Source organism: Natronococcus sp. CG52 (assembly GCF_023913515.1).
In the GTDB taxonomy this organism is placed as follows: domain Archaea; phylum Halobacteriota; class Halobacteria; order Halobacteriales; family Natrialbaceae; genus Natronococcus; species Natronococcus zhouii.
Genome location: NZ_CP099391.1, coordinates 3,915,601 through 3,942,040 on the forward strand (window position 1 = coordinate 3,915,601; position 26,440 = coordinate 3,942,040).

The 26,440-nt window shown below is 66.3% G+C and carries 24 protein-coding genes and 1 pseudogene; 12 read left to right on the forward strand and 13 right to left on the reverse strand.

The window, feature by feature from the left end; all coding sequences use genetic code 11:
- Nucleotides 1–69 precede the first annotated feature (69 nt).
- Together NED97_RS19555 and NED97_RS19560 are read left to right on the forward strand one after the other, a co-directional pair.
- The gene (locus tag NED97_RS19555; RefSeq protein ID WP_252488676.1) at nt 70–1,266 is read left to right on the forward strand and encodes an inorganic phosphate transporter; all 1,197 of its coding nucleotides are present in this window, start codon (nt 70–72) and stop codon (nt 1,264–1,266) included.
- Nucleotides 1,267–1,317: 51 nt separating this feature from the next.
- On the forward strand, nt 1,318–2,013 hold the full coding sequence (locus NED97_RS19560; protein ID WP_252488677.1) for a hypothetical protein: 696 nt from the start codon (nt 1,318–1,320) through the stop codon (nt 2,011–2,013).
- A 6-nt stretch (nt 2,014–2,019) separates the two neighbouring features.
- Here the strand turns inward: NED97_RS19560 and NED97_RS19565 are convergent, their stop codons facing one another.
- Complete coding sequence (locus NED97_RS19565) at nt 2,020–3,402, reverse strand: hemolysin family protein (protein WP_252488678.1); 1,383 nt, start codon at nt 3,400–3,402, stop codon at nt 2,020–2,022.
- Nucleotides 3,403–3,490: 88 nt separating this feature from the next.
- On the opposite strand from NED97_RS19565, the gene NED97_RS19570 reads away from it, so the two are divergent.
- Genes NED97_RS19570 through NED97_RS19580 form a run of 3 tightly spaced genes read left to right on the forward strand, consistent with a single transcriptional unit; the run spans nt 3,491 to nt 4,938 of the window.
- A complete protein-coding gene (locus tag NED97_RS19570; RefSeq protein WP_252488679.1) occupies nt 3,491–3,808 on the forward strand; it encodes a glutathione S-transferase N-terminal domain-containing protein in 318 nt (105 codons plus the stop codon).
- Nucleotides 3,808–4,314, forward strand: a complete 507-nt coding sequence (locus NED97_RS19575) for a redoxin domain-containing protein (RefSeq protein WP_252488680.1) — start codon at nt 3,808–3,810, stop codon at nt 4,312–4,314. Before NED97_RS19570 ends, NED97_RS19575 begins: the two co-directional genes overlap by 1 nt.
- 39 nt (nt 4,315–4,353) lie before the next feature.
- Nucleotides 4,354–4,938, forward strand: a complete 585-nt coding sequence (locus NED97_RS19580; RefSeq protein ID WP_252488681.1) for an L-threonylcarbamoyladenylate synthase — start codon at nt 4,354–4,356, stop codon at nt 4,936–4,938.
- Here the strand turns inward: NED97_RS19580 and NED97_RS19585 are convergent.
- Nucleotides 4,935–5,615, reverse strand: a complete 681-nt coding sequence (locus NED97_RS19585; RefSeq protein ID WP_252488682.1) for a CRISPR-associated protein Cas4 — start codon at nt 5,613–5,615, stop codon at nt 4,935–4,937. The two genes, NED97_RS19580 and NED97_RS19585, sit on opposite strands and share 4 nt — an antisense overlap.
- A gap of 223 nt (nt 5,616–5,838) precedes the next feature.
- Entirely contained in the window at nt 5,839–6,429 is a 591-nt protein-coding gene (locus NED97_RS19590; protein ID WP_252488683.1) for a conditioned medium-induced protein 4, read from the reverse strand.
- 177 nt (nt 6,430–6,606) lie between these two features.
- Between NED97_RS19590 and NED97_RS19595 the strand changes: the two genes are divergently transcribed.
- Entirely contained in the window at nt 6,607–8,805 is a 2,199-nt protein-coding gene (locus NED97_RS19595) for a 4Fe-4S dicluster domain-containing protein (protein WP_252488684.1), read from the forward strand.
- A 180-nt stretch (nt 8,806–8,985) separates the two neighbouring features.
- On the opposite strand, the gene NED97_RS19600 is transcribed toward NED97_RS19595, so the two are convergent.
- The 3 genes from NED97_RS19600 to NED97_RS19610 all read right to left on the reverse strand — a co-directional run bounded on the left by NED97_RS19600 (nt 8,986) and on the right by NED97_RS19610 (nt 12,029).
- Nucleotides 8,986–9,714, reverse strand: a complete 729-nt coding sequence (locus tag NED97_RS19600) for a type 1 glutamine amidotransferase (protein WP_252488685.1) — start codon at nt 9,712–9,714, stop codon at nt 8,986–8,988.
- Between the two features lie 137 nt (nt 9,715–9,851).
- Nucleotides 9,852–11,141 (reverse strand): AMP-binding protein, encoded by a 1,290-nt coding sequence (locus NED97_RS19605; protein WP_252488686.1) that lies wholly within the window; start codon nt 11,139–11,141, stop codon nt 9,852–9,854.
- Between the two features lie 87 nt (nt 11,142–11,228).
- Nucleotides 11,229–12,029, reverse strand: a complete 801-nt coding sequence (locus NED97_RS19610; protein WP_252488687.1) for an alpha/beta fold hydrolase — start codon at nt 12,027–12,029, stop codon at nt 11,229–11,231.
- A gap of 138 nt (nt 12,030–12,167) precedes the next feature.
- On the opposite strand from NED97_RS19610, the gene NED97_RS19615 reads away from it, so the two are divergent.
- The gene (locus tag NED97_RS19615; RefSeq protein WP_252488688.1) at nt 12,168–12,785 is read left to right on the forward strand and encodes a hypothetical protein; all 618 of its coding nucleotides are present in this window, start codon (nt 12,168–12,170) and stop codon (nt 12,783–12,785) included.
- Between the two features lie 121 nt (nt 12,786–12,906).
- On the opposite strand, the gene NED97_RS19620 is transcribed toward NED97_RS19615, so the two are convergent.
- Nucleotides 12,907–14,157: a M20/M25/M40 family metallo-hydrolase gene (locus NED97_RS19620; RefSeq protein ID WP_252488689.1), complete on the reverse strand. Its 1,251-nt coding sequence runs from the start codon at nt 14,155–14,157 to the stop codon at nt 12,907–12,909.
- Nucleotides 14,158–14,551: 394 nt separating this feature from the next.
- Here NED97_RS19620 and NED97_RS19625 point away from each other — a divergent pair, with 394 nt between their 5' ends.
- Nucleotides 14,552–15,538: an acetamidase/formamidase family protein gene (locus NED97_RS19625; protein ID WP_252488690.1), complete on the forward strand. Its 987-nt coding sequence runs from the start codon at nt 14,552–14,554 to the stop codon at nt 15,536–15,538.
- A 31-nt stretch (nt 15,539–15,569) separates the two neighbouring features.
- On the opposite strand, the gene NED97_RS19630 is transcribed toward NED97_RS19625, so the two are convergent.
- Nucleotides 15,570–15,734: a hypothetical protein gene (locus tag NED97_RS19630; RefSeq protein ID WP_252488691.1), complete on the reverse strand. Its 165-nt coding sequence runs from the start codon at nt 15,732–15,734 to the stop codon at nt 15,570–15,572.
- A gap of 438 nt (nt 15,735–16,172) precedes the next feature.
- Between NED97_RS19630 and NED97_RS23365 the strand changes: the two are divergent.
- A pseudogene (locus NED97_RS23365) lies at nt 16,173–16,268 on the forward strand (hypothetical protein); the annotation flags it as partial.
- A 548-nt stretch (nt 16,269–16,816) separates the two neighbouring features.
- Here the strand turns inward: NED97_RS23365 and alaS are convergent.
- Entirely contained in the window at nt 16,817–19,597 is a 2,781-nt protein-coding gene (gene alaS, locus NED97_RS19635) for an alanine--tRNA ligase (protein ID WP_252488692.1), read from the reverse strand.
- 276 nt (nt 19,598–19,873) lie between these two features.
- Between alaS and NED97_RS19640 the strand changes: the two genes are divergently transcribed.
- On the forward strand, nt 19,874–21,010 hold the full coding sequence (locus NED97_RS19640; RefSeq protein ID WP_252488693.1) for a sensor histidine kinase: 1,137 nt from the start codon (nt 19,874–19,876) through the stop codon (nt 21,008–21,010).
- A gap of 30 nt (nt 21,011–21,040) precedes the next feature.
- On the opposite strand, the gene NED97_RS19645 is transcribed toward NED97_RS19640, so the two are convergent.
- Entirely contained in the window at nt 21,041–22,030 is a 990-nt protein-coding gene (locus tag NED97_RS19645; protein ID WP_252488694.1) for a replication factor C small subunit, read from the reverse strand.
- Between the two features lie 172 nt (nt 22,031–22,202).
- On the opposite strand from NED97_RS19645, the gene NED97_RS19650 reads away from it, so the two are divergent.
- Both NED97_RS19650 and samp2 read left to right on the forward strand, forming a co-directional pair.
- A complete protein-coding gene (locus NED97_RS19650; protein WP_252488695.1) occupies nt 22,203–23,285 on the forward strand; it encodes a bactofilin family protein in 1,083 nt (360 codons plus the stop codon).
- 717 nt (nt 23,286–24,002) lie between these two features.
- A complete protein-coding gene (samp2, locus tag NED97_RS19655; RefSeq protein WP_252488696.1) occupies nt 24,003–24,227 on the forward strand; it encodes a ubiquitin-like small modifier protein SAMP2 in 225 nt (74 codons plus the stop codon).
- On the opposite strand, the gene NED97_RS19660 is transcribed toward samp2, so the two are convergent.
- From NED97_RS19660 to NED97_RS19670, 3 genes are read right to left on the reverse strand one after another with little or no spacing between them, the layout of a single operon-like run.
- Entirely contained in the window at nt 24,224–24,925 is a 702-nt protein-coding gene (locus NED97_RS19660; RefSeq protein WP_252488697.1) for a TOBE domain-containing protein, read from the reverse strand. The genes samp2 and NED97_RS19660 overlap by 4 nt on opposite strands.
- A gap of 22 nt (nt 24,926–24,947) precedes the next feature.
- Entirely contained in the window at nt 24,948–25,715 is a 768-nt protein-coding gene (locus NED97_RS19665) for an amino acid ABC transporter ATP-binding protein (protein WP_252488698.1), read from the reverse strand.
- Nucleotides 25,712–26,428 carry an ABC transporter permease gene (locus tag NED97_RS19670; RefSeq protein WP_252488699.1) on the reverse strand — a complete coding sequence of 239 codons (717 nt, stop codon included), beginning with the start codon at nt 26,426–26,428 and terminating at the stop codon, nt 25,712–25,714. The genes NED97_RS19665 and NED97_RS19670 overlap by 4 nt, the downstream gene beginning before the upstream one ends.
- Nucleotides 26,429–26,440 lie beyond the last annotated feature (12 nt).

Here is a 26,440-nt window from a genome sequence, read left to right on the forward strand (position 1 = left end):
CGCGGAGAGAGCGGCACGTGAATCGCAGGCCGGCACACACTTGTACGGGCTTCGATTAATACCCGGTAGATGGTCGAGATCGTGACGATCGCGACGTTTCTGGTCGCCGCAGTCGCCAGTCTCTTTATGGCCTGGGCGATCGGTGCCGGCTCGAGCGGCTCGACGCCGTTCGCACCGGCGGTCGGGGCCAACGCGGTCTCGGTGATGCGAGCCGGCTTCTTCGTCGGCATCCTCGGCTTCGCCGGCGCGGTGTTACAGGGAGCGAACGTCTCCGAAGCGGTCGGTACGGAACTGATCGGCGGCGGTGTAACGCTGTCGCCGTTGGCGGCGACGATCGCGCTGGTAATCGCGGCCGGACTCGTCGCGATCGGCGTCTTCGCCGGCTATCCGATAGCGACGGCGTTTACCGTCACCGGCGCCGTCATCGGCGTCGGCCTCGCCATGGGCGGCGATCCGGCCTGGCCCAAGTACGTCGAGATCGCCACGCTGTGGATCCTGACGCCGTTCGTCGGCGGCGGTCTCGCCTACGGAATCGCCCGAACGCTGCGGGCCGAACCGATCGGCGAGGAGTACCTGATCGTCGCGCTGGCGGCGCTCGTCGGTCTGATCGTCGCCAACATCGAATTCGCCGTACTCGGCTCGTCCGGCGCTGGCGGTGCCTCGATCGCACAGGCCTCGAGTCGCGGGATCCCCGGTTCGGAGCTGGCCGGGGTCATCGCCGTGTCGTCGCTCATCGCGGCCGCCTGGGCGCTCGTCGTCGGATTCGATCTTCGGAACGGAATCGAACGCGGCGAACGGCACTTCCTGCTCCTGCTCGGCGGTCTCGTCGCCTTCTCCGCCGGCGGGAGTCAAGTCGGGCTGGCGATCGGGCCGCTGATTCCGCTGTCGGGCGACGTCGGGTTGCCGCTGATCGCGCTGCTCGTCGGCGGCGGATTCGGACTCCTGATCGGCTCCTGGACCGGGGCTCCGCGGATGATCAAGGCGATCGCGCAGGACTACTCCTCGCTCGGCCCGCGCCGGTCGATCGCCGCTCTCATCCCGTCGTTCATCATCGCCCAGACGGCGGTGCTGTTCGGCATTCCCGTCTCGTTCAACGAGATCATCGTCAGTTCGATCATCGGCAGCGGGTACGCCGCGGCCGGCGCCGGCGGCGGCGTTAGCGCGCGCAAGATGGGGTACACCGTGTTCGCGTGGGTGCTCTCGCTCGCCGGTTCGATCGTCATCTCGTTCGTCGGCTTCGTCGCCATCGACGCCGTTCTCTTCTAACCCGCGGAAAACATCGAACGGTCTTTACACGATCGGTGGCGAGAGTCGGGTATGGACGAGACCGAACCGATCCAGTGGCGACGGGACGCCGACACCTCCCGAACCGTGCGCATCCTGTGGTCACTCGGCGTCGGGACCTTCTTCGCCGCGATCTCCATTATCGTCTTCTGGCGACTGTTCGATCTGGCCGGCCAGACCGGCGGCCGGTCGTTCTTGGTCGCCGCCCTGGCCGCCCTCGTCGTCACGACCGTGGCGGTCGCCGTCTCCGACAGCGCCGAGCGCCAGCTCGAGCGACTCGCCGAGCGGCTGTCGATCTCCGCGCCGGCCGGCGTCGACCGCCTGGCGGATGCGGCGCTGGGCGCGGTCACGATGGGGTGTCTCATCACTGCGTTAATGATAATCGGACGATTCGTCTCCCAGAACGACCTGCTGGGCGGCGTCGGTGCCGGCCCCTTCACCGGCCTGGCCGCACTGACGATTCCGCTCGCGCTGGTCGCGCTCGTTCTCGCGTCGTTTCTCCGCTCCGTCGGTGCGTTCGACCCGGATGAGCAGGTTATCTACCTCTACGATCCGAACCAGGCGATCGATCTCGGCGTGATCGAGGAAACGTCCGTCCGGCAGTTCGGCGATGCGGCGATCGTGAAATTGGGCTACGCACAGCCGGACGGCCAGTACGTTCAGGGACCGCGTAGAATCGTTGTTCCGCCTCACGTCGCTCGCGAAATCACGGCGGCCGTCGGGGCCTGACTCGGATCAGGCGTCGGTCTCCTCGAGTTCGTCTACCGTTTCCTCCTCGTCGGGTTGCTCGAGTTTCCGCAGCCGTGCCATCATGATCCGGGTGTTCTCGACGTCCTCGACCGTGATGCGGACGCCGTCGTACGTGATCTCCTCTCCCTCCTCGACGAGGCGGCCGGCTCGGTTGAAGATGAAGCCGGCGATAGTCTCGAACTCCTCGCCCTCCGGGAGTTCGATATCGAGGGCCTCGTTGACGTCCTCGATGTTGACCTCGCCGCGGACGAGGACGGTGTTCTCGTCGATCTCCTCGATCGGCTGTTCCTCGCCTCCCTCGAGGATCTCACCGATGATCTCCTCGACCATGTCCTCCATCGTCACCAGCCCCTCGGTGGTGCCGAACTCGTCGATGACGAGCGCCATGTGCATCCGGTTTTCGCGCATCTCGGTGAGCAGTTCGTCGACGTTTTTCGACTCCGGTACGTGCAGCGTCGGCTGGATCAGATCCGCGAGTTCCAGGTCTTCCGTCTCGGCCTCGCCGTAGTTGAGGTCCCGGACGAGGTCACGGATGTGGACGACTCCCTGCACGTTGTCGAGGCTCCCCTCGTAGACCGGCACTCTGGCGTGTCCGCTCTGGATACAGGTCTCGATCGCCTCGTCGATGCCGGCGTCTTTCGGCACCGCCGTCATGTCCAGTCGCGGCGTCATCACCTCCTTGACGATCGTCTTATTGAACCGGAAGATCCGGGTTAGCATCTCGTGTTCTTCCTCCTCTAAGACCCCCTCGCGCTCGCCGGACTCGATCATCTCCTGGATCTCGTCGCGGGTGACGTAGGGCGACTCGATCGCGCCCGTCGAGCCGGTGAGCCTGTTCACCTGTCGCGTGAGGTAATCGAAGAGGACGATCAGCGGGTACAGCAGGTACTCGGTTCCCTTCAGCGGTTTCGAGATCCGGATCGCCCACGCCTCCGTGTTCTCGACCGCGTAGGACTTCGGTACGCTCTCGCCGAACAGGAGGACGATCGCGGTGATCCCGAACGTCGCGAGGATGACGCCGAGCAGGCCGCCGAAGTGAAGCGAGAGCACGGCCGTCGCGATCGATGACATCGCGATGTTGACGATATTGTTGCCGACCAGAATCGTCACGAGCAGTCGGTGCGGATCGTCCTTGAGGGATTTTACTAACTCGGCGCCCTCGATACCGTTCTCGACCATCGTCTCGAGGCGGTGTTTCGGAAGGTTGAACATCGCGATCTCGGAGGAGGAAAAGAATCCCGAGAGTGCGATGAGTACGGCGACAGCGAGAACGCCCAGAATTGATACGGTCGACTCGTCGAGCTCGAGTCCCAGAAACGGGACCTCGTAGGCGGCGAGCACGACCTCGAGCAGCGGAGACAGCGCCATTGATGTACTGACTTAACACCGGATCGGTTAACCGTTTACCATTTTTGCATACGACACGTTTACCCGCTCGTTTCCCGAACGAGCGTCCATGTCCGAGGCCACCACCCACGACGGTGAGCCGGCGATCACGTTCTACCGGCTCCAGGCGTGTCCGTACTGCGAGCGCGTCGCCCGCGTCCTCGAGGAACAGAACCTCGACTATCGCTCGCGGTTCGTCGAACCGCTGCACTCCCGGCGCGACGTCGTCAAGCGCGTCGCCGGCGTCCGGACCGTCCCGGCTATCGTCGACGAGCGGACCGGCGTGACGATGGCCGAGAGCGCGAACATCGTCGACTACCTCGAGGCGACCTACGGCGACGGTTCGACGGCCGCCTCAACCGGCGCAACCGCCGGAGGTGACGACTGATGCCCGAGTTCGACGTCGTCGAACTCGAGCCGACGGCCCACGTCCAGCCGGGCGAGGGAGCACCCGACTTTACGCGACCGCTGGTCTCCGACGAGTACTGGGAGGACCGCACGTTCGCCGATCTCGTAGACGGGCGAACGATCCTCGTCTTCACGCCGATGATCGGCTCGTTCGTCGCCAAGTACGTCTGGGACGAACTGGTCGAGCGCGGCTGGGACGACCGCGAGGAACGCATCGTCGGCGTCACGGCCTCGACGCCCTACGGCGTCTCGCGCTTCCTCGACGAAAACGACTTTTCGTTCGAGATCTTCGCCGACCCCGCTAACGACGTGGCCGACGCCTACGGTCTCGCCCACGACCTCGACGGGATGGCGGGTATCAGCGAGCCGCGCCCCGCGTTCGTCGCCGTCGACGCCGACCGAACCGTCGACGCCGTCTGGGTCGCGAGCGAGTGGCCCGAGTTCCCCGACTACGACGAGCTCGAGGAACAGCTCGGGCTCGCGTAACGCGGTGCGTTTTTGCCGATTCCGAGCCGAAAGTCGGACATGAGCGAACTCGAGCGTGCCGCTACCGCGATTCGGAGCGGCGAGCTGGTCGTCTATCCCACGGAAACCGTCTACGGGCTCGGCGCGGATGCGCTCGACCCCGCCGCCGTCGAGCGCGTCTTCGAGGCGAAGGGGCGCGATCGATCCAAGCCCGTCTCGCTGGCGATCCCGTCGGTGCCGGCGGCACTCGAGTACGTTCACGCGAGCACGCGTGAGCGCGAGTTTATGGCAACGTTCCTTCCCGGCCCGGTGACGGTGCTCTGTCGCCGCCGCGACGTCGTCCCCGACACGCTCACGGCAGGGCGCGACCGCGTCGGCGTCAGGATCCCGGATCACGCCCTCGCACTCCGGCTCTGTGAGCGAGCGGGGACCCCGATCACCGCGACGAGCGCGAACGTCAGCGGCCGCGGGAGCGTCCGACGGCTCGCGGAACTCGAGCCGGCGATTCGGGAGACGGCCGCGGTGACCCTCGACGACGGCGAAGCGCCCGGCACCGAGAGCACGGTCGTCGACGTCTCGAGCGGGACGATCCACCGCCGCGGCGCGCGAGCGGACGAGATCGAGCGCTGGCTCGAGACGCACTAGAAGCCGAGCAGCGACCGCAGCGTCCGCGTCCGGACGCCGCACTCCGCGGCGAACTCGCAGGCCTCGCACTTCGCCCGATCGTCGATTCTGGCCGGCGGCCCGTCGAGTTCCCGAACCGTCCGAAGCGCCCGACGGTAGCGCGCCTTGCGACGCGTCGTGAGCCGAACGCGGCGGATCACGCCGTAGGCGGGGTACTCGAGCCACGCGCGTTCGACCGGACGCTCGTGCTCCCACGCGAGTGCCTTCGCGGCCGCGACGGCGTGGGTCGACTGGGGTTCCCAGACGCCGTTCTCCGGCGGCTGTCCCGTCGAGACGAGCGCTGGCTCGAGCGGATCCTCGAGCACTTTGTGGACGATCCCGCGACAGTGTCGTCCGGTCGCCAGGACGTTCCGATTAGCGGGCTCACAGAGTCGCTCCCAACGATCGTCCGCGGCGAACCGTTCCTTCGTGGCGGCGAGGCGCTCCCGGTACGCCGACGGGGAGACGGCGATCGGTTCAGCCTCGAGGTCGCTGTCGGGCTCGAGAAGCGTCTCGTATCGGGTGGCGAGCGTCCGAATCGACTCGACCTCGGGTGGCGGCTCGCGGTCGTCCGGATCGCGCTGGCGCTGGTAGTAGCACTTCCGCGGACAGTAGGCGGCCGTCCGCAGGTCGCTGAAGGGGACGTGGGCTCGAGACACGGCTCGTCTGGCCGCCCCTTCGTATAAAAAGTCTCGTCCGTTTCCGGACTGACGAGAGCCGTTGTGGTCGTGCAGAGGCAAGCGGTCGTGGTTGTACGGTGGTGACAGGCGATTGTACCGATCGCGAGCGAAGCGAGCGTTCGGCTTTTTTCATCGAACTTTTTTCCGGGGCATCGCGACCAGCCTTTGGCGGGTCGCTCAACCCCCGTAAAAACTTCGTCGTTTAGAACTCCACGTCGGTCTCCATTCCCTCGGTCGCGTCCTCGAGGCCGTCCTCGCGGACGTCCGTCGCCATCCGCTCGGAGAGCGCCGCGTCGGCGAGGATGCTGTCGAACTCGTCGCGGTAGCGGTCGTTCGCCGCTCGAGACTCGTCCTGGGCCGCCGCGATTCGTCGGTAGCGGCTGATCTGGGCCTCGGAAACGTCGTACTCCTCGGCGAGCGTCGCGTCGTCTTCCTCGCGGTCGCGAATCGCGACGAGATCGACTTCGTCGGCGTCGCCGTCGTCGACGAGGTGGAGCGACATCCGCGCCTCGAAGATATCGCTCTCGTCGACGCCGAGGTCGTCGGCGAGTTCCTCGTCGGGCAAGCCGTCGTAGAACCCTCTCGCAACAGCGACGTAGTCGTCGGTCGAGAGCGGGCCCTCGAACTCGTATCGTTCTCGCATCCGGGTGACGACGCTCTCGAGGCGTTCCCGGTCGGTTCGCTCGTCCTTCTCGAGCGATCCGCGGGTGTCTTCCTGTGCTTCGGTAACGGTTTCCTCGCCGTCGGTGACGTCCGTGAAGATGTCTCGGAGTTCTTCGGTTTTGTCGTTCATGGGTAGACACTCCCGGCAGGTGGCTATTTAAGCCTGTTGCCAGATAACCTTGGGCAAATCGCGTATTGACGATTATGATGAACTCAAAATAGTTTGTCAATTTACGCAAGAAGGCGTTACGATACGTCACCCAGTAACGTGACAAGAATTAAGTTACAGCCCCGCTCCTGATTGTACATGAACGTTGTAGCGCAGACGGAGGTGACGAGAGAGACGTACTGGGGACTCAGCAGCACGGAGTACGCGCTGTTCTATCTCCTCGCGACCGTTGTGGTCCTCGTATTCCTCTACGGTGTATACCAGCGGTTCGCCCGCTACACGGCGGGCGACGACGACCCGTTCGAACGACTCGACAACCTCCCGAGTCGAATCGTCGGCGGGGCCAAGATCGTCCTCTCGAACGAGAAGCAGTTCAACAGGGACCTCTACGGCGGGCTGATGCACGCCTTCATCATGTGGGGCTTTCTGACCCTGCTGATCGCGACGACGATCCTCTTCATCGACGGCTACTTCTGGGAACCGTTCCAGGGCTCGTTCTGGGTCGGCGACTTCTACCTCGCCTACCAGTTCATGGTCGACGCGATGGGGCTGCTGTTCGTCGTCGGCATCGGAATGGCGATGTACCGGCGCTACTGGGTCCGCAACGAGCGTCTCTGGGACCGCCACACGAGCGGCGAGGACGACGTCTTCATCTGGACGCTGTTCGCGCTGGGCGTCGGCGGCTTCCTGCTCGAGGGACTGCGAATCTACGCGACCGGGATGCCGGACCACGAGATCGTCAGCTTCGTCGGCTGGGGACTCGCGCTCGTCTTTCAGGCGATCGGACTGCCGACGGTCGCCGGCACCGCGACCGATCCGAACCACGTCACGCTCGGCATTCTCGGCTTCAACGCCGAGACGTTTCACTGGCTGACGTGGTGGTCGCACTCGCTGATCGCCTTCTTCTTCATCGCGTGGATCCCCTACGCCAAGCCGTTCCACATGCTCTCCTCGTTCGCGAACGTCGTCACCCGCGACGAGAAGGCCGGCAAACGGCTGCCGAACGTTCCGTCGGATCTGGACGCGACCAACGCGGAGGACATCGACGACTTCTCCTGGAAGGAACTGCTCGACCAGGACGCCTGTACCAAGTGCGGTCGCTGTTCCTCGGTCTGTCCCGCGAAGGCCTCCGACCGACCGCTCGACCCGCGCAACGTCATCCTCGACCTGAAGAAGTACCGCGAGGAACGCGCCGAGGGCGGCGAGGAGCAGCCGATCATCGCCGACGGCGGCACGAGCGTCATCAACACGGAGACGATGGAGTCCTGCATGGCCTGTATGGCCTGTATGGACGCCTGTCCGGTCGAGATCGAGCACCTCCAATCGTTCACCCGGCTCAACCGCCAGATGACCGACCAGGGCGACGTCTCCTCGGGCATGCAGGACGTCTTCCAGAACGTCATGCAGAACGGCAACACGTTCGGCGACAGTCCCCGCAACCGGGCCGACTGGGCCGACGACCTCGAGTTCGACGTCACCGACGCCCGCGAGGAGGAGGTCGACTACCTCTGGTACGTCGGCGACTACCCGAGCTACGACGATCGCAACAAGCAGGTCGCTCGCTCGCTGGCGGCCATTCTCCAGGAAGCGGACGTCAGCTTCGGGATCCTCTTCGACGACGAGAAGTACGACGGCAACGACATCCGTCGCGTCGGCGAGGAGTTCCTCTACATCGAACTCGCCGGCCACCACGTCGAAACGTGGGAGGACTGCGAGTTCGACAAGATCGTCTGCACCGACCCGCACTCCTACAACACGTTCAAAAACGAGTATCCGGAGCTCGACTTCGAGGAGTTCGCGGACGATCCGATGATGCCGTTCGAGTACGAGGACGAGTGGAACGCCGACGGCGAGATCGACGTCCTTCACTGGACCCAGGCCGTCGAAGAACTCGTGACCGAGGGGAGCCTCGAGCTCACCGGCACCGAACTCGACTACACCGTCACCTACCACGATCCGTGTCACCTGGGTCGGTACAACGACGAGTACGAGGCCCCGCGCGAACTCATCGAGGCGACGGGCTGTACGCTCGACGAGATGCCGCGCAACCGCGCCAACTCCTTTTGCTGCGGCGGCGGCGGCGGCGGCCTCTGGATGGAGTTCGACGAAGAGCCCAAGCCGAGCGAGGAGCGGATCCGGGAAGCGCTCGAGGACACCGACGCCGGTTCGGGCGTCGAGAAGTTCGTCGTCGCCTGTCCGATGTGCATGACGATGTACGAGGACGGCCGCAAGACCGGCGGCTACGAGGACGATATCGAGGTCGTCGACGTCGCGGAGCTGATCGTCGAGGCGATCGGCGCCGAGAACGAGGCGAACCTCGAGGTCGCGGCCGACTGAGTCGACTTCGGGGTTTCGATCGAGTACGCTTTTATTTCTCCGTTCCCGCCGACACCTCCGTTCCACTCGAGGACACTGTCTTCGTCGCGGGATGGGACGCCACCGTCTACGCGCTGCGGAGCGCGGACTGAGGCGCGGCTCTCGTCGAGAGCGACCGCGGACGGAGGACGAAAATCGAGATTACGACGAGGAGGGTTCGGGCTGCGAACTCGAGTCCGCCGTCGCCTCGGCGGACTGAAGCTCGAGGACGTACTCGAGGAAGTTCTCGAACACCAGTTTCGCCTCGCAGGCGCGCTGGTAGTTCTCCTCGGTGATCTCCGCGAGCACGGACTCGCGGCGCTCGTCCGAGAGCTCCTTCTTGTGGACGAGGTCGCGGGCGGTCCTGGTATCGTACTCGGGGTGAAACTGGACGCCGAAGACCCGACCCTTGCGGAAGCCGTGGTTGGAGTAGCGGTTCTGTGCGAGCGGTTCGGCGCCGTCCGGGAGTGCGGAGACCTCGTCGGCGTGACTCGTGAAGGCGGTGAAATCCCGGGAGATGCCGTCGAACAGTCGCGAGTCGCCGACCTGCTCGATCTCGCTGTAGCCGACCTCGTACGCGCCCATGTCCTCGACGGTTCCGCCGAGGGCGTCCGCGAGCAGTTGGTGACCCCAACAGATGCCGAGGAACGGAATGTCGCGATCGATCGCCTCGCCGACCCACTCCTTGGTCGGTTGAATCCACTCGTCGTCCCAGTAGACCGAGGACCGGGAACCGGTGACGACGGCCCCGTCGAAATCGAACGTCTCCGGCAGCGACCCCTCGGTGACGTCGAATTCGGCGAGGGAAGCGTCGAGTTCGCGTCGGAAGTTTCGCGTCGTGTTCTCGTCCTGGTGCGACGCGTTCAGGACGGCAATACGTAGCTGGCTCATCACCAATACGTGATTACTCCGTGGAAAAAGGTCTTCTGCCCCGCGCCGGCGTTGCCGCAACCGTGGAGCCGAAACGGAATCCGGACTATCAACGGATCTGATAGAAGTCGAACGGAGCGAAAGCGACCAATCGGCAGTTACTCCCGGTAGTAGACGCCGTCCCCGTCCCGTCGAAATCGGCCGCCGGTGTCGAACCATCCGTCCGTGAACCGCCCGGTATCGTCGCCCCCGTCGGCCGATCCCGCAGAGCCGTGCTCGTCGCCCTCGTCGGTTCCCCGCTCCGTGCTCTCCCCTTCGTTCGAGTCGTCCTCCCGTTTCGCCTCCCTCGAGCCGGTCGCGTCGCCGGTATCGGCGGGGTTCACGTAGCCGTCGGCGACGACAGCCCCCGAAAGCTGGAGGGCTCCTTCGGCGGCGCCCTCGAGGACGGTACCCTCGTCGTCGACCAATCGGGCTCGACAGTCGAGTACCGGCCGTCCGATCTCGCCGTCCGCGCTCGGCTCGGAGACCGTTCGGCTCATCGCCGTGGGACACTCGAGCAGACCGTACGCGCGCGAGACGGAAACGTCGTACCCGAGAAGCGTCTCGACCGCCTCTTCCTCGACCGTCCGGTCACAGATAGCGCGGTCGAGTCCCGCGAGCGCGGCAGCTCCCTCGGCGGCCGTAAGGTCGCGAACCGCCGCCGTCCGCCCGCTGAACACCGTCACGTCGTGTCGGTCGATCGCCGTCAGCGTGTCGCCGGGATCGAAGGCGCGATCGAGCAGGAGTCGGCCGCCGACGTACAACAGCGGCAACGCGGCGCGAAACAGCCCGTCGGAAGTCGACAGCGGATCGAGGACGATCCCCGAATCGCTCTTCGAGAGCCCCCACGTGATGATAGCGTTAATGCAGTTCCACTCGACCGTACTCGCGGAGAACGCGGCGACGGGGCGACCGGATGCGCCGTGGAGTGCGAGCAGCGGCGCGTCCGCGTCTGATGGTCGCTTGCGGGCGCCGACGGTCGACGTGTCCGCGTCGGCGAGTTGCTCGAGCGTGACGGTCCGGTCGGACGGAATCGATCGAACGAGGTCGCGCTGGGCCGCCTCGGCGACGATGAGGGACGGATCGAGGGATTCGAACGGGCGTTTCACCGTCGTCGGCGTCAGTCGGTGCGAGATCGGTGCGAGCGTCGCTCCCAGTCGACGGCACGCGAACAGGAGTGCGACCGACGCGACGCGATTTCGCGTCACGAGACAGACGGTATCGCCGGGTCCGACGCCGTGTCCGGCGAGCGCACCGACAGTTCGATCGACGATCCGCGATAGTTCGGCGTAGGAAACCCGATCCTCGTGGACGGTTTCCGCGGGCGCGTAGAGGCGCTCTTCGGAGATGTCGATGACGGCCGTACGGTCCGGGGATCGTTCGGCGCGACGAGCCAGCGAAAGAGTCACGGATCAGATTTCGACGTCCGAACACGTAGTTCGGTGGGGCACAATCGCAAGCAGCGTGCCGGCCGAGCCTCGATGGAGTGGGAGTCGTTACTCGTCGGTCGCTTTCGTCTCGAGAAATCCGAGCAGTCGGTCGTTGACCGTTCGCGAGCGCTCGATAGTCGCGAGATGGGCCGCGCCCTCGAGCGGGACGAATTCCCCGCGCGGAAGCCCGTTCGCCAGCTCCCGGCCGGCGGACGGCTGAACGAGGGCGTCGTCCGTTCCGTGAAAGACTCGCGTCGGTTGGGTCACGGAGACGAGCGAGTCAGTCGCGTCGAACCCCTCGAGCGCGGCGGTCTGTGAAGCCCATCCCTCGCGGGTCGCGTCCCCTTCGGCACGCCAGTCGACGATGCCGTCGACGACCTCCGGCTGCTCGTCGAGAAAGTCGGCGGAGAGCCCCGCCTCGAGCGACGTTCGCAGTCCCGAACGATCGTCCGGCGACGCGAAGAGCGGTTCGAGGTCGAACGCGTCGCCGCGGGCGGCGGTGCCGAACAGCGACAGCGACTCGACGCGAGTCGAGGTTCGGGCTGCGGTGAGCGCGACCGCACCCCCGAGCCCCGCGCCGACGAGGTGGGCGTTTCGCGCGCCGATCGCCTCGAGGATCGTCTCGAGGTCGTCGACGAGCGTCTCCATGGCGTACGGTCCCTTCGGCGCGTCCGACCGGCCCGTCCCGCGGAGATCCCAGACGACCGTCTCGTACGGCCCGGTGAGCGCGGCGTGTTGCCACCCCCACGACCAGCCGCCGAGTCCGGCCTCGGGGACGAAGACGACGGGGACGTTCCCTCCATCTCCCCCGCTCTCGCCCTCGCGGCGGTAGTACAGCGAGACGCTTCCGTTCGATGCGGTGGGCATATCGAAACGAACGGGCGGATCGGGGAAAGAAGACGCGGTTCGACCCGAAACCATCGCGAGGGCGGCTCGACCGCACGCGTCCCGCCCGATGGAACACATACGGGAAGAGTGATATGTTCTAGTTCGAACGAATGAGTTATGGTTCCCGACGATCGATCGGATCGACCGCCGATTCGAACCGCCTCCCGTCGACGGCTGCTCGCCTCCGGCGGCGTCGGACTTGCCGCGGCCCTCGCCGGCTGTGGCGACCTCCGAACGCGGACCCTCGCTCACTCGGAGACGATCGAAGAGGACGGCGAAACCCACCTCGTTTTCGGCGGCGACGAGCGGATCGCCGAGGTCTCGTTTCTCGACCGGTGGAACACGGACGGGGGCCGTCCCCCGTACGGAATGAGACTCCACGCGTGGCACGCGGAGGACACGCACCTCGAGCGACTCCGCTACGAACTTCGACCGATCGACGTCGAACGCCCGCCGGAGTTCTCGCTCACCCGACCCGGCGGCGGTCCCTGGGAGCCGATCGAGTTTGCCAGCGGCGACGATCACGAGACGACGATCCTCAACGCACCCGAACTCGGCACCATCGGTCGCGGGTCGGTTGGGTTCGACCTCCTCGTCGAACCCTGGAACGACGACGCGTTCGACCTCCGCGTCGACGTCGAGGCGACGATCGAATCGGGGGGCGTCCTCGGCCGAACGTACGAGATCGAGGGCCATTTGGTCCGAGCGCTCCCAGGATACGAACAGTTCGAGTGACGGAACCGAGGATGCGATCGATCGCCGATCGCCGATCGGCGCCGAGTGAGAATCCGGCGGGTTCTCGCCCCGATCGCGGTCCAATCCCGCCGATCACCCTCGATCGACCGCGAAAACCGACTTAGGCCGCGAGGTACGACTCGGCCGCCGCGGCGAGCGCCTCGCCGGCTACGAGGACCTCGTCCCACTCGATGCTCTCCTCGGGGAAGTGCGCCTGTTCGACGCTCCCCGGTCCGAACAGGACGGTCGGAATCCCCGCTCGCACGTAGTGACGGCTGTCGGCGCCGTAGGTCGCACCATGACAGTCGGTCGCCTCGAGACCGGTGTCCTCCATCGCCGACTGTACCGCCCGAACCACCGGTTCGTCCGTCTCGACCTCGGCGGGTTCGAACTGGATCGAGAACCGCTCGAACTCGGGCGGCCGGGACTCGAGGAACGGATCCTCGGCGACGACTGCGGCCAGTCGTCGTTCGAACTCCCGTTCGACCTCGTCGACCGTTTCGCCCGGCGCCACGCCGATGCGAACCTCCGCCGTGAGTTCGTCCGCCACCGACGACGCCCAGCGACCCGCCTCGACCCGACCGAAACAGACCGGCCACGGGATCGGGAACTCCCCGTACAGCGGGTGCGTGACTCGCTCGCCGCGCTCTTCCTCGAGGGCCTCGAACGCCTGCCGAATCCGCTCGAACCGGGGAAGGACGGACTCGCCGTTCCAGCGCGTCGCCGCGTGGGCCGACCGCCCCTCGAGACGGAGCCGCTTCATCAGGCTCCCTTCGGTCGCCGTCACCGGCCGACAGTCAGTCGGTTCGGCGACGATCGCCGCGTCGCGCGAGAACGGATACGGGTTCTCCAGGGCCGCGGCGGCCGCGCCGATGCCACCTTCCTCCTCGCCGGCGACGCTCTCGACGACGATCCGCCCGTCGAGCGAGGGATCGGACGACGCGAGGTGGCGCGCCGCGAACACGCAGGTCGCCAGTCCGCACTTCATGTCCGCCGCGCCGCGAGCGGTGAGCCGTCCGTCCGTCCACCGCGGCTCGAACGGATCCCCGTTCCAGCCGGTTCCCGGCGGAACGACGTCGACGTGGCCGTTCAACACCAGCGTCCGTCCCGACCCCGGATCGCCGAACTCGAGGACGCCCGCGACGCTCGGTCGGTCGGCCGTCTCGATCTCGTCGGGGTCGTCCGGAAACGACGGGTGCTCCGCGAGCGTCTCGGCGTCGGCCTCCCAGCGGTAGGTCTCGAAGCCGGCGGACTCGAGGAAGTCGTAGAGCCACTCCTGGGCGGCCGCCTCGTTCCCCGCGGTCGTCTCGAATCGACACAGTTCGCCGGCGAACGACCGTAACTCCTCGTCCCACGTCGTCGCGAACTCCATACTCGAGTCAGGAAGTGACTTCACAAAATACCAGGGTATCCGACGCGAAAGCGAGAACGAGAGTACCGGTGTTGCGTCGAGAGTCGACCGAAGCGGAGGGTTACGACGCTGTTCTGTCCGCCTCTCGCGCGACGCCGAGATCGCCGAGATCGGCAGGCGAAACGCCGAGTCGATAATCGGCGAGGGGGGAGCTTCGTCAGCGGAAACGCCGTACTCGACGAACGGTTCTATCAGCGCTACTACCGCGTTCCCGTCGTCACGACGGGCCCGGCGGCCGAATCTTCACGGCGTCGACGGTAGCTGCCAGCCGGTTCGGTCGGTCGGTGCGGTCACGACATTTCGATTACAAGAAGCGTCCGAACTTATTTTCGAGAGCAGCGTACCGTGGCACGGTATGGCAAAACAGCATCACGGCTATCGGGTCGACTACTATCTCGGCGACGGCGACCACAACATCCACAACGCGTGGGACAACAGCCTCGAGCCCGTACTCACGGTAGAGCCCGGCGACGTCGTCCGGTTCGAGTGCCGCGACGCCGTCGACGGCCAGGTGACGATCGAGTGCGGTCCGGAGGAGTTCTCGAACGTCAGCTTCGACCCCGTCCACCCGCTGACGGGCCCCGTCGGCGTCGAGGGAGCCGAACCGGGCGACGCCCTCGTCGTCGAACTGCTCAGCCTCCAGCACAAGGGGTGGGGATACACCGGCTTCCTTCCGGGCGAGATGGGACTCGGACTCCTGCCGGAAGAGTTCCCGGAGGCCGGCGTTCACATCTGGGACCTCGAGGACGACGTCGGTCACTTCGTCGACGGGATCGAGGTGCCCCTCGACCCGTTCCCGGGCACCATCGGCGTGGCACCCGCCGAGGAGGGCGAACACGAAACGCTCCCGCCGCGGGACGTCGGCGGCAATATGGACGTCAAACACATGACGGCGGGTTCGACCGTCTCCCTTCCCGTCGAGGTCGACGGCGCCCTGTTCTCGATCGGCGACTGTCACGCCGCTCAGGGCGACGGCGAGGTTTCCGTGACGGGCATCGAGGCGCCGATGTTCGTCACCGCCCGATTCGGACTGAAGAAAGACGCCGGAATCGAACAACCCCAGTTCGAGACCGACGGCCCGTTCACGCCGACCGGGCGGGACGAGCGGATGTACGGAACGACCGGCATCGCCGACGACCTGATGGAGGCGGCGCGACTCGCGGTGCGACACATGATCGATCACCTCCACGAGGAGCGCGGCCTCTCGAGGGGCGAGGCCTACATCCTCTGTTCGGCCGCCGTCGACCTGAAGATCAACGAAATCGTCGACGCGCCGAACTGGGTCGTCTCGGCGTACCTTCCCGAGAGTATCTTCCCGGAGCAGGAGAACGGCGACTCCTGAGCCGACGATTCGGTCCGCAGGTTGCAATCGCTCAGCCGTCGAGGAACCGCTGAAGGCGTCCGGGGATCTTCGAGGGGGTTACCCGACCGACGGCGGTTGGACCGCCACCCGATGTGAAGTCCGCCGGATCGTCACCGCCGCTGATTGCGATCACGAACTCCGCGACATCGCCGGCATCACCGGCGGCGACTTCCACCACGTGCAGCGGGAGGAAGATCTCCCAGACACGTTCGAACGGGTCGCCGAGAATCAAACCGGCGTCGACCTGACCGACACCAACGGCGACGGCATCCCCGACCTCGTGGCGGAGATGGATCTCGCCATGCCGACCGGCGAGCCCGGCGTCGTCGGCGAACCGCTGGACCTCGATCCGTACGCGTTGGACACGAGCGGCGACGGGATCCAGGATAACGAAACGGTCGATATCAACTACCAGGTGTTCGAAGAGGACAACGAGACGAAACTCCACGCGTCGGTCACGTACGCCGAACACCACCCGGCGCGGGTAGATACGACCGGTGATGGGCTGACCGACGCCGAGCAGCTCGAGGGGTGGGAGATCGCTCACACGACCTCGCGCGAGGATTCGCTGGAACTGCTCTCGGAACTCGAAGATGCCGACGATATCGACGACATGGAGGGACTGGAAGGAGACGTTCTCGAAATCGGGACCGTCAATGCCGATCCGCTGGTGAGCGATACCGACGGCGACGGAGTGACCGACGTCGAGGAAATCCAGCTCGGAACGGATCCCGAATCGCGCGACACGACCGGCGACGGAATTTCCGACGGCGAGGCGCTCGACCGCGGGGACGATCCGACCCTGTTCGACATCGAACCGCCCGAAATCACCGTTACGTACGCGACGTTCAACGATCCGGACGCGGACCTTTCGGGTTACGATCCCCGGGACTGGGAAGTTCGGATCGCCGGCAGCTACGAAGTCGAGTTCCTCGTACACGATCCGGCCGGCCTCGACGAGGCGCGGGTCGTTCGCGACGGCGATATCGAAGAGACGGTTCCGCTGTCCGGGACGAGTGACGAGGCCGACGTCGAGTTCGAGATCGGAACCGTCGATACGTTTACCGACGCCTTCGCGGGCTCGCGAGTGACCGTCCGGGCCGAGGACCGTCACGGGACCGTCGACGGGTTCTGCACTGCCGAGGTCGCCGCCGTCGAAGGAGCGGCGTCTCGAGCGAAATTCGATCGCAGGGAATCACGTACGCGCAACTCGAACACGGCGTCAAAAAGTCGGAAGCGACTATGTCTCGAGGCCGATCAGGCGTCGAGAACCTGCCGAACGACGTCCGGCGCGTCCTCGAGCGCGTCGTCCAGATCGTCGACGTTGGGGCCGCCACCCTGCGCGAAGTCCGCCGGACCGCCGCCGCCGCCGCCGACCTTCGCGGCGAGTTCGCCGACGACCTCGCCGGCGTTGACGTTGATGCCGTCGGGGATTGCGACGACGAACTGAGCGCCGCTCTCTCCGCTGCCGAGGACAGCGATCTTGTCGTCCTCGGCGAGCGCGTTCGCGGTCGCGCGCAGTTCGTCCATGTCGGCGTCGATCCGCTGGACGACCGCCGTGGTGTCGCCGACCTCGACCTCCTCGCCGCCGCCACCGCCGCCCGCCCGGGCCGCGGCGAGCTGTTCTTTCAGAGTCTCGATCTCCTTGCCCCGCCCCTTCCACTCCTCGAAGAAGCGTTCGGCCGTGTCGGGGACGTCCTCGGGGGAGACGTCGAGCACCTCGGCGGCCTCGTAGAGGGCGTCCTCTTTCGTCTGGGTCGCCTCGATGGCGGCCTCGCCGGCGGCGAACGTGATCCGCTCGACGCCGTCCTGGACGCGCTCGGTCGAGAGCACTTTAATCGTCCCGATCTCGCCGGTTCGAGCGACGTGCGTGCCGCCGCAGGCCTGGACGTCCTCGTCGACGTGGATCAGCCGGATCTGCTCGCCCGGCGGGATGCCGCCCTGGTAGAGGTCGAAGCCGTGTTCGGTCTCCGCGTCGTGGCGGTCGGGCCACTCCTGGGTGACAGGCGTGTTGTCCATCACGATCTCGTTCGCCCGGTTTTCGATCCGCTTGACGTCGTCGCGCGAGATGCGGTCGTAGTGGCGCACGTCGATCCGCGAGGAGTCGACGCCTTTCTGAGCACCCGCCTGGCGGATGTGCTCGCCGAGAATCTGTCGTGCGGCGTGGATGACGATGTGAGTCGCCGTGTGGTGGCGCATCAGCTGTCGGCGGCGGCCGACGTCGATCTGGCCCCGGACGAACTCGCCTTTGCCCGGATCCGCGTCGGTCCGGTGAAGGATCACGCCGTCCTCGATCTGGGCGTCCGTGACCTCGACGGTCGCGTCGCCGGTCGAGAGCGTCCCCGTGTCGGCCGGCTGGCCGCCGCCCTCGGGGTAGAACATCGTCTGGTCGAGAACGACGTCGTAGCCGTCCTCGCGCTCGAAGACGTCGAGCACGACCGCCTCGAACTCGATGCGCTGCTGGTCGTCGTAGTAGAGCTTCTCCGTCTCCGGCAGGTCCTCGAAGCGCTCGTCCGTTTCGGACGCCGCCTCCTCGAGCGCCTCGACGGTGTCGTGGCGCTCGGCGACCAGGCTGTAGAAGTCGTCGGGGACGTCGGCGTCGGCGCCGGCCTCGGCGGCGATCTCCTCGACCATATCCGGCTGGATGCCGTGGGAGTCGTAGAGTTCGATCAGCTCCTCGGTCGGAATCGGAGCCTCCTTCTTCGCGTACTCGGCGGCGAGCGCCTCCACCCGCCGCCCGCCGCGCTCGAGCGTCTCGCGGTACTTCTCGACCTCGGTTCGGACGATGTCGCGGATCGTGTCGCGGTTCTCGTACTCGAGGCGCTCGGCCTGCATGTCGACGAGTTCGTCGAGCGGCGCGTCGACGCCGACGTTGTCACAGAGTCGCTTCGTCCGCCGGAGGACCATCCGGGCGAGGTAGCCGGTCCCGACGTTCGAGGGAACGATACCGTCGCCGAGCATGTACGCGAGCGTGCGACAGTGGTCGGCGATCGCGTAGATGTCCTCAAGCGGTTCCATCAGCGCCTCGAGTTCGTCGGCGTCGACGTCGAGTTCGCTCGCGATCTCCGCGCGAGCGGTTTCCATGTCCTCGGCCTCGTCGATGTCCATGTGGCCCGCGAGTTTGGCGGCGCGGTGGACGAGGTTTGACTCCTCGTCGCTGTGGTCGATCTCGGCGTTCCCCTTCAGGAACTCGATCATGTCGGGGTAGATCGCCTCGTAGACGGTCGGCGTCCCCTGGGACACCCAGGCCCACCGCTCGAGCCCGTAGCCGGTGTCGACGATGTAGGTGTCCATGTAGGAGTAGGAGTTCCCGTCTTTCATCTCGAACTCGCCGTCGGGATCCTGCTCCATGCACATGAAGACGAGCGTGGCGAGTTCGACGCCCTTGAAGATGACCTCGATCGCGGGCCCGGCGTTGCCGCCGCCGACCCACGGATCCTCGATGTAGATGACTTCCTCGAGATCGACGCCCATCGAGGCGAAGAACTCGTCGCAGAGCTCGACGGTTCGATCCTTCCAGTAGACCTCGCCCTCGTAGGCGTACTGTCCGGGATCGTCCAGGTCCTCGCGCGCGTTGAACGCGTGGTGGGCCATCATCTCGAAGGCCATCGTGTGTCGACCCGTCTTCCCGACGTTGTCGATGTCCTGCATCCGGATGCAGGGCTGGCTGATGGTCAGCGGGTTGGCCGGCGGCGGCGCCTCGCCGCTCGTCACCAGCGGCTGGAAGTCGTAGATCGACGCCTGGGTCAGCAGGACGTCGTCCCGCCAGCGGTTCGCCGCTACGGGGTACGGCTCGATCCGCTCGTGGTCGTGTTCCTCGAAGAACGAGAGGAACGTCTCCCGCATCTCCTCGAGGCTGTACTCCTCGTCGAATCCGGGGTTCCCGATGAAGTCGTACTCCTCGCAGGGCGGTTCGCCGCAGGTCTCTCGCTCGTGGTCGCGCGTCCAGAAGTGCGCGCCACAGGAGGGACACTCCTTGCGCTCGAACCCTTCCTCCTCGAAGTACTCGAGGCGGTACTCTTCCTCCAGTTCGCTCATTACCCATGTGTTGGCCGTGCAGCGGGTAAAATAGTTCCGCAACCGTTATTCGGGATAGACGGCCCCGTGGCACCCGAATTGCGGCGCGTCCACCGCCTCGAGTCGTCGCCCGCGGTGGGATCGTTCCTCGTTCTCGAACGTCGGCGCCACGAACAGCGCCTTTCGGATACGAGGCTTCGCCTCGTGAGCGGGCGCCACGACTCGCGTACTGCCCGAACCAGTAACTATTTGCGAACGTTGACTCGCAGTACGTGACGACTGACTCGTCTCCGACCCATGACCGTCATCGTTCTGTACGTCGCAGCCACCGAATCGGACGCCCTCGAGGGAGCCGCCGCCCTCGAGCGGGCCGCGTCCGATATCTCGGTCGCGCCGGCCGTCTCGCTCGACGCGATCCGCGGGCGGGCGCCCGCAGCCGACTGCGTCGTCTTCGCCGAGACGCCGACGACCGCCGAGGGCTCGCACCTGCTCGAGGTCGGCGACGCCTGCGACGAAACCCCGCTGGTGCTCTACGCCGACGCGACCTACGCGCCGACGACCGCCCGCGCAACGGACGGCATCGAGGGGTACATTCGTCGCGACGGCGATCGGTCGACGGTTCACCTCGCCGACGAGATTCGCTGGGTCAGTCACGAACCGGCCTCCGGCGAACGGCCGTCACCCGGCGGCGGGGACGGAACGGCTACCGAGTCCGCCGATGAATCCGACCGAGGGCACCGCGAACGGATGCTCGCCGCTCAGCGCGACCGCCTCGAGGAGATCGATCGAATCGTCGACGGCGACCTTCGCAGCCCACTCAACCTCGCCCAGGGCTACCTCGAGATCGCGCGGGAGACGAACGACCCCGACCACGTCGCGGAGGTCGAGGCCGCTCACGAACGGCTCGGGGAGTCGCTCGACGCGGTGTCGTCCCTCTCGCAGCGACGAGACGTGATCGCCGCGCTCGAACCCGTCGCCCTGCACGATATCGCCCGCCGTTCCTGGGCGCGACTGGACGAACCGGACGATCGAACCCTCCACCTCGAGGAGGATCGAGTGCTCGAAGCCGACAAGGAACGGCTCACGGACCTGCTCGAACGACTGTTCCGGCGGAGCGACTCCAGGGGCAGGGGTGCCGAACCGATGACGATCCACGTCGGCTCGAGTTCGAACGGGTTCTTCGTCGCCGACGACGGCGACGCGATTCCCGAATCGAAGCGCGAGGATCTCCACGAGACCGACGCCGAGGCACTGGATCGTCGCGGCGACGGCTTCGCGCTCGTCGGACGGATCGCCGAAGCCCACGGCTGGTCGGTGTCGATCGGCGAGAGCGACGAGGGTGGGACTCGCGTCGACGTCACTGGGACGGCGGTCGACTGGAAGAACGCGTTCGACGGCACCTCGCTCAATTCGGAACTCGAACTCGAGCGGTGATCGATAACCGCGGCCGGATCGCGGTCGCGGTTATTCGTCCTCGAGCGCCAGCGACGCCAGCATCGCCTCGAGTTGCAGCCGTTCGTTCGCCCCCTCGGTGATCCGGTAGTCCACTTCGCCGAGGCGCTCGAGCAGCCGAACGGTGGCCTGTTCGGGGAGGTCGAACTGCCACGCCGAACGGTGAAGCTGGTCGATGACGTCGCCGCCGGCGAGGCCGCGGTCCATCAGGAGGTCCTCGAGCGCCGCTCGGGCGGCGGTGAAGTCGCCGTCGATGGCGTGCTGAACCATCTCCTCGACCTCCTCGGGGCGGGCGGTGGCGGTGATCGCGAACACCGTCTCCTCGTCGACGGTCTCGCCCATCACGGCCGCGGCCTGCAGGGCGTTGATCGCCTTTCGCATGTCGCCGTCGGCGGCGTAGACCAGCGCGTCGACCCCGTCGTCGGTGACCGCGATCCCTTCAGTTTCGGCGATCTCGCGGACCTGCGCCTCGACGGCTTCCTCGGTGAGTTCGGTGAACCGAAAGACCGCACACCGCGACTGGATTGGGTCGATGATCTGACTCGAGTAGTTGCACGAGAGGATGAAGCGCGTGTTGTTCGAGAACTGCTCCATCGTCCGACGCAGCGCGGACTGGGCGTCGCTCGTCAGCGCGTCGGCCTCGTCCAGGAAGATGATGCGGTGGTCGTAGCCGCCGAAGGACGAACGCGCGAAGTCCTTGATCCGGTCGCGGACGACGTCGATCCCGCGCTGATCGGAGGCGTTCAGCTCGAGGAAGTTCTCGCGCCAGTCGTCGTCGTAGATTTCGCGGGCTATAGCCTGTGATGCGGTCGTCTTCCCGGTTCCGGCTGGCCCCGCGAACATGAGGTGCGGGAGGTCCCCCTGCTCGACGTAGCGTCGCAGCCGCGGGACGATGTTCTCGTGGCCCTTGATCTCGTCGAGCCGCTCCGGGCGATACTTCTCGATCCAGACTTCGGTCTTGCCGGGAGTCGGCTCCGCCGCCTCGGCGTCGGCCTCGCTCATACCGGTCGCAAGGGGCGGCCGGCAGATAAATCGCCCGAAGGGCGTCCTCGAGACGGCCCACGGAACGGCTACCGATCCAGCCGCTCCGTCCGGAACCGGAAACGCGATCGAACTGTTCTAACTGGCGACGGGTGAGACACATGTTTTTCATCTCACACGATGTGCGGTGTGTATGGGGTTTCGAACGGCCATCGGAGCGCGAGTCGCGATCGTCCTGCTCGTCGTCGTCCTTCTGGGGACGATGCCGGCGTCGGTCGCCGCCCAGTCGGACGAACGGGCCGGCGGGACGATCGTCGTCGAGGAGGGGGAGACGGTCGACGAGATCGAAGCCTTCGCGGGCACCGTGATCATCAGCGGTACCGTCACCAACGACGTCAGCGCGTTCGCGGGCAACGTCCACATCGACGGCGAGGTCGGCGGCGACGTCGAAGCCGTGTCCGGCAACGTCGAGATCACCGGCACCGTCGACGGCGACGTCAGCGGCGCCGGCGGAAACTTCGCCGTCGCCGAGGGCGCGACGATCGGCGGCTCGCTCGAGGCCGGCGCCGGAGCGGTCGAGATCGACGGCACGATCGCAGGCGACGCGGCGGTCGGGGCGGAGACGATCCGGCTCGGCGAAAACGCGGCCATCGGCGGCGATCTCCGGTACAGCGGCACGCTCGAGGGCAACACCGACGCGGTCGCCGGCGAGATCACGGAGGACTCGCGGATCGGCATCGAGCCGACGCTCCAGCCGTTCGCCGGGTGGCTCTTCGCGGCCTACGCGTTCGTGCTGAACCTGTTGCTCGGTGCGATACTGCTCGGCTTGTTCCCCCGGTTCTCCGACGGCGTCGCCCGCCGCGTCGCGACCGATCCCGTCAGGAGCGGCCTCGCGGGGCTGGGCGTCCTCGTCGGCGTGCCGATCCTGCTGGTCGCCGTCGCGATAACGATCGTCGGGATCCCCGTCACCGTCGTCGGCGCGCTCCTGTTCGTACTCCTGGTCTGGATCGGCGTCGTCTACGGCCGGTTCGCCGTCGCCGCCTGGCTCCTCTCGTACGCCGACGTCGAGAACCGGTGGCTCGCGCTCGTCGTCGGCCTGCTCGGCGGCGCGGTGCTCGCACAGATTCCCTTCGTCGGCGGGTTGCTCAACTTCCTCATCCTCCTGCTCGGACTCGGTGCGCTGGCCCGGGGACTGTACGGCCATCGGCGGACGGCGAGGGCTCGAGAGCCCGAGCGACGGGATCGGATCGGTCCAGACGAGTCGGCGAGCGATTAACGTCGACCGATCCCCTCTGCCAGCGCCCGTTACGCAGGCCCACGTGTGACTGCTGTGCGGCGAACCATCACCTCTCTCGAGCCGAGCGAACACCTCGCGGTGGCGTACGCTGGGCTATTGCGAGCGGAGCGAGGCGCGAGCACCGTGAGCGCCTCGGAAGGCGAGCGGTGACCACGGGGAACCGCGAGCGAACAGCGAGCGATAGGCCGACGCCGTGCGAGGGATGAGTGAGCGAACGGGGAGAAACAACCCGTCAGCGAACGAATCGGTTGGGGAGGACGTAGACATTCCTTGGTCCAGTAGGAGTATCTAGCTGAAGGGTATCGTTATATCCAGGTGAGACAATGAGCAGCCGCAATGTATCGTACAATTGTTATAATTTATAAGCCATGACAGCTATTTTCAGATATGAGTGATATTTTTCAATCTCCGTTTCGGAGAGCCATTCTAGGACTGTTCCTTGGTTTAGGTCTGGGGTTTGTAATCGGGATCGGCGGGTTTGGGGAGTCTTGGCAGGAGGCGACTTTCTCCGCTATTGGGACTGGAATCGGTCTTGCATTCATTTTCTATGTTGTTTTCCCCCTAACTGTACCCGCTGATGGGTGATTCGGCAGGTGATGATACGTTCGCATCTCTACGTAACGGAACCGTGGTCGTACGATCTCGAACCCCTCGCCCAGTCGACGCGCTCAAGTCCACACTCGAGCAAGGACGACCATGCACGTCACCGTCGACGTCAAGGGTGAGGGGAGCCACGAACTCGCGCTCGAGGACGTGGCGACCGACGCGCCGGAGCCGACCTACGCGGACCTGCTCCGCGAGGTCGACCTCAGCCCCCACGAGGTGAGCGTCCTGGTCGACGGACGGCCCGTCCCCGAGGATCAGCCGGTCGAGAGCGAGCGCGTGACGGTGTTGCGGCTGATCAAGGGCGGCTCCCGCTAGTCCCGTCTGGACTCGAGTCGCGTCCCCCTCGCCGCGGTCGCCTTGAACGAGGCGACGACCTCCCGGCCGGGTTCGAGCGCCAGTCGCTCGCGGCTCGAGCGCGTCACGAGCGCCTCGAGATCGACCCCCTCTGCCAGCGAGAGCGTTACGCTGGCGATCTCCTCGCCCGCTTCGACGTTCGTTACCGTTCCGTCGAAGCGGTTTCGGAGGCTCGTCCCGTCGGGTTCGGGCGTTTCGTCCGGGTCGGTCAGGACGACCGCGTCCGAGCGAACGCCGATCTGGACCTCGCGCGCGGTCCGCGGCACTAGCGCTACGACCGAACCGGCGGCCGTCTCGACGGTCGCGAGTTCGCCGGTTCGCTCGTCGACGGTTCCCGTGAACACCGACTCCGTCACCGTCGCCACGCCGTCGAGTTCGGTCTCGTAGCGGTCGAACCGTCGGCGTAGCTCGTGGGCGGTATCGGTTAGCCTGGTCCCGCCGCCGCCGCGGCCGCCGCGCTGACGTTCCGTAAGCTGGCCGACCTCCGCCTCGAGTTCGACGATCCGGTTCTGGAGCCGAGCGTAGGATCGTCCCAGTTCCTCGGCCGCCCCGTGCATCGATCCCTCTCGGTCGACGGCCGCGAGCATCTCGATGTCGCGGCGATCGATCGTGACGTCGCCGGCCGAGAGTTTCGTGCTGAAGTCCTTCTCGATGCCCATCGCTGTCTCCGTGCGGTCTTGCTCAATAGAGCAGTTCGCCGTCGATAAACTTCCGGGTGCGTTCGTCCCGCGGGTCGTCGAAGACCGTCGCCGTCTCGCCGACCTCGATGATGCCGTCGCCGAGCAGGACCGCGACCCGATCGGCGACGCGCTCGGCCTGGTTCATGTCGTGGGTCGCGACGACGACGCCGATGTCCCGGTCGCGCGCCTCGAGCACCGCGTCCTCGATGACGGCCGTGTTCCGCGGATCCAGGTCCGACGTCGGCTCGTCGAGCAACAGGACGTCGGGATCGTACGCGAGCGCGCGGGCGAACGCGACGCGCTGAGCCTCGCCGCCCGAGAGCGACCCGGCGCTCTGCTCGGCGTCGTCGGCGAGGCCGACGATATCCAGCGCCTCGAGGGTGGTCCCCGCGCCGGGCGCGTCCCCGGTGAGGGACTCGAGCGTCCACTTCGCCCGCTCGAGCCAGGACCGACGGACGCGGATCCCGTACTCGACGTTCCGGCGGACGCTCGCGTCGAACAGGTTCGCCTCCTGGAACACCATTCCGATCCGTCGGCGACAGGCGAGGCGCCGCCGCTCCGAGGCGGCCCAGACGTCGGTACCGTCGTACTCGATCCGTCCGCGCTCCGGCCGCTCGAACAGCGCGAGCAGGCGCAACAGGGTCGACTTACCGACCCCGGACGGACCGATTATCGCGACGACTTCTCCGGGCGATACCGACAGCGAGACGTTCTCGAAGACCGGGTCGCCGTCGTAGCCGTGGTGAACGTCGGCGACGTCGAGCGTCACCGGTACCCCCCGGAGTCGCTCCCCAGCCGAACGACGATAGCGTTGACGAGCAGTACCAGGGCGACGAGCAGCGCCCCGAGGATCAGCGCGGTCTCGAACCGGCCCTGTCGCGCCTCGAGTTGAATCGCGGTCGTGAGCGTTCGGGTGTAGGATTCGCCGTCGGGTCCGGCGATGTTCCCGCCGACGATGAGGACGGAGCCGACCTCGCTGATCGCCCGGCCGAAGCCGGCGAGGACGGCCGTCGCGATGCCGTATCTCGCTTCCTTGATCGTGACGAGGGCGACGTCGAACCGCGTTCCGCCGATCGCGAACGCCGCGTCGCGGACGCCCTGATCGACGCTCGAGACGGCCGCGAGACTGACGCCGGTGATGACCGGCGCGGCGAGGACGAACTGCGACACGATCATCGCCTCGCGGGTGAAGACGAGTTCGAACGACCCGAGCGGCCCCTGGTTCGAGACCGCAAACAGAACGAGGAGGCCGACGACGACGCTCGGAAACCCCATCCCGGTGTTGATGAGCGACGCGAGTAGCCGCTTGCCCCGGAACTCCGCGAATCCGATCAGGAGCGCGACCGGGAGGCTACACAGCGTGCTCAGCGCGACCGCGATAAGACTCACGTACAGCGAGACGTAGACGATGCTCCGGATGTACGTCCACTCGAAGGGGAACTCGATCAACAGCGGCACCAGCGATCCGGTTCCAGGTATCATCCCTATCGCGTG

What these genes read in the sequence shown, in the direction of transcription:
- NED97_RS19625 (WP_252488690.1), top strand. Translation starts at nt 14,552, where the DNA reads ATGGCAAAACAGCATCACGGCTATCGGGTCGACTACTATCTCGGCGAC.
- NED97_RS19645 (WP_252488694.1), bottom strand. Translation starts at nt 22,030, where the DNA reads ATGAGCGAGGCCGACGCCGAGGCGGCGGAGCCGACTCCCGGCAAGACC.
- samp2 (WP_252488696.1), top strand. Translation starts at nt 24,003, where the DNA reads ATGCACGTCACCGTCGACGTCAAGGGTGAGGGGAGCCACGAACTCGCG.
- NED97_RS19620 (WP_252488689.1), bottom strand. Translation starts at nt 14,157, where the DNA reads ATGGAGTTCGCGACGACGTGGGACGAGGAGTTACGGTCGTTCGCCGGC.
- NED97_RS19615 (WP_252488688.1), top strand. Translation starts at nt 12,168, where the DNA reads ATGGTTCCCGACGATCGATCGGATCGACCGCCGATTCGAACCGCCTCC.
- NED97_RS19600 (WP_252488685.1), bottom strand. Translation starts at nt 9,714, where the DNA reads ATGAGCCAGCTACGTATTGCCGTCCTGAACGCGTCGCACCAGGACGAG.
- NED97_RS19580 (WP_252488681.1), top strand. Translation starts at nt 4,354, where the DNA reads ATGAGCGAACTCGAGCGTGCCGCTACCGCGATTCGGAGCGGCGAGCTG.
- NED97_RS19555 (WP_252488676.1), top strand. Translation starts at nt 70, where the DNA reads ATGGTCGAGATCGTGACGATCGCGACGTTTCTGGTCGCCGCAGTCGCC.
- NED97_RS19660 (WP_252488697.1), bottom strand. Translation starts at nt 24,925, where the DNA reads ATGGGCATCGAGAAGGACTTCAGCACGAAACTCTCGGCCGGCGACGTC.
- NED97_RS19565 (WP_252488678.1), bottom strand. Translation starts at nt 3,402, where the DNA reads ATGGCGCTGTCTCCGCTGCTCGAGGTCGTGCTCGCCGCCTACGAGGTC.
- NED97_RS19670 (WP_252488699.1), bottom strand. Translation starts at nt 26,428, where the DNA reads ATGATACCTGGAACCGGATCGCTGGTGCCGCTGTTGATCGAGTTCCCC.
- NED97_RS19560 (WP_252488677.1), top strand. Translation starts at nt 1,318, where the DNA reads ATGGACGAGACCGAACCGATCCAGTGGCGACGGGACGCCGACACCTCC.
- NED97_RS19595 (WP_252488684.1), top strand. Translation starts at nt 6,607, where the DNA reads ATGAACGTTGTAGCGCAGACGGAGGTGACGAGAGAGACGTACTGGGGA.
- NED97_RS19610 (WP_252488687.1), bottom strand. Translation starts at nt 12,029, where the DNA reads ATGCCCACCGCATCGAACGGAAGCGTCTCGCTGTACTACCGCCGCGAG.
- NED97_RS19640 (WP_252488693.1), top strand. Translation starts at nt 19,874, where the DNA reads ATGACCGTCATCGTTCTGTACGTCGCAGCCACCGAATCGGACGCCCTC.
- NED97_RS19590 (WP_252488683.1), bottom strand. Translation starts at nt 6,429, where the DNA reads ATGAACGACAAAACCGAAGAACTCCGAGACATCTTCACGGACGTCACC.
- NED97_RS19575 (WP_252488680.1), top strand. Translation starts at nt 3,808, where the DNA reads ATGCCCGAGTTCGACGTCGTCGAACTCGAGCCGACGGCCCACGTCCAG.
- NED97_RS19570 (WP_252488679.1), top strand. Translation starts at nt 3,491, where the DNA reads ATGTCCGAGGCCACCACCCACGACGGTGAGCCGGCGATCACGTTCTAC.
- NED97_RS19650 (WP_252488695.1), top strand. Translation starts at nt 22,203, where the DNA reads ATGGGGTTTCGAACGGCCATCGGAGCGCGAGTCGCGATCGTCCTGCTC.
- alaS (WP_252488692.1), bottom strand. Translation starts at nt 19,597, where the DNA reads ATGAGCGAACTGGAGGAAGAGTACCGCCTCGAGTACTTCGAGGAGGAA.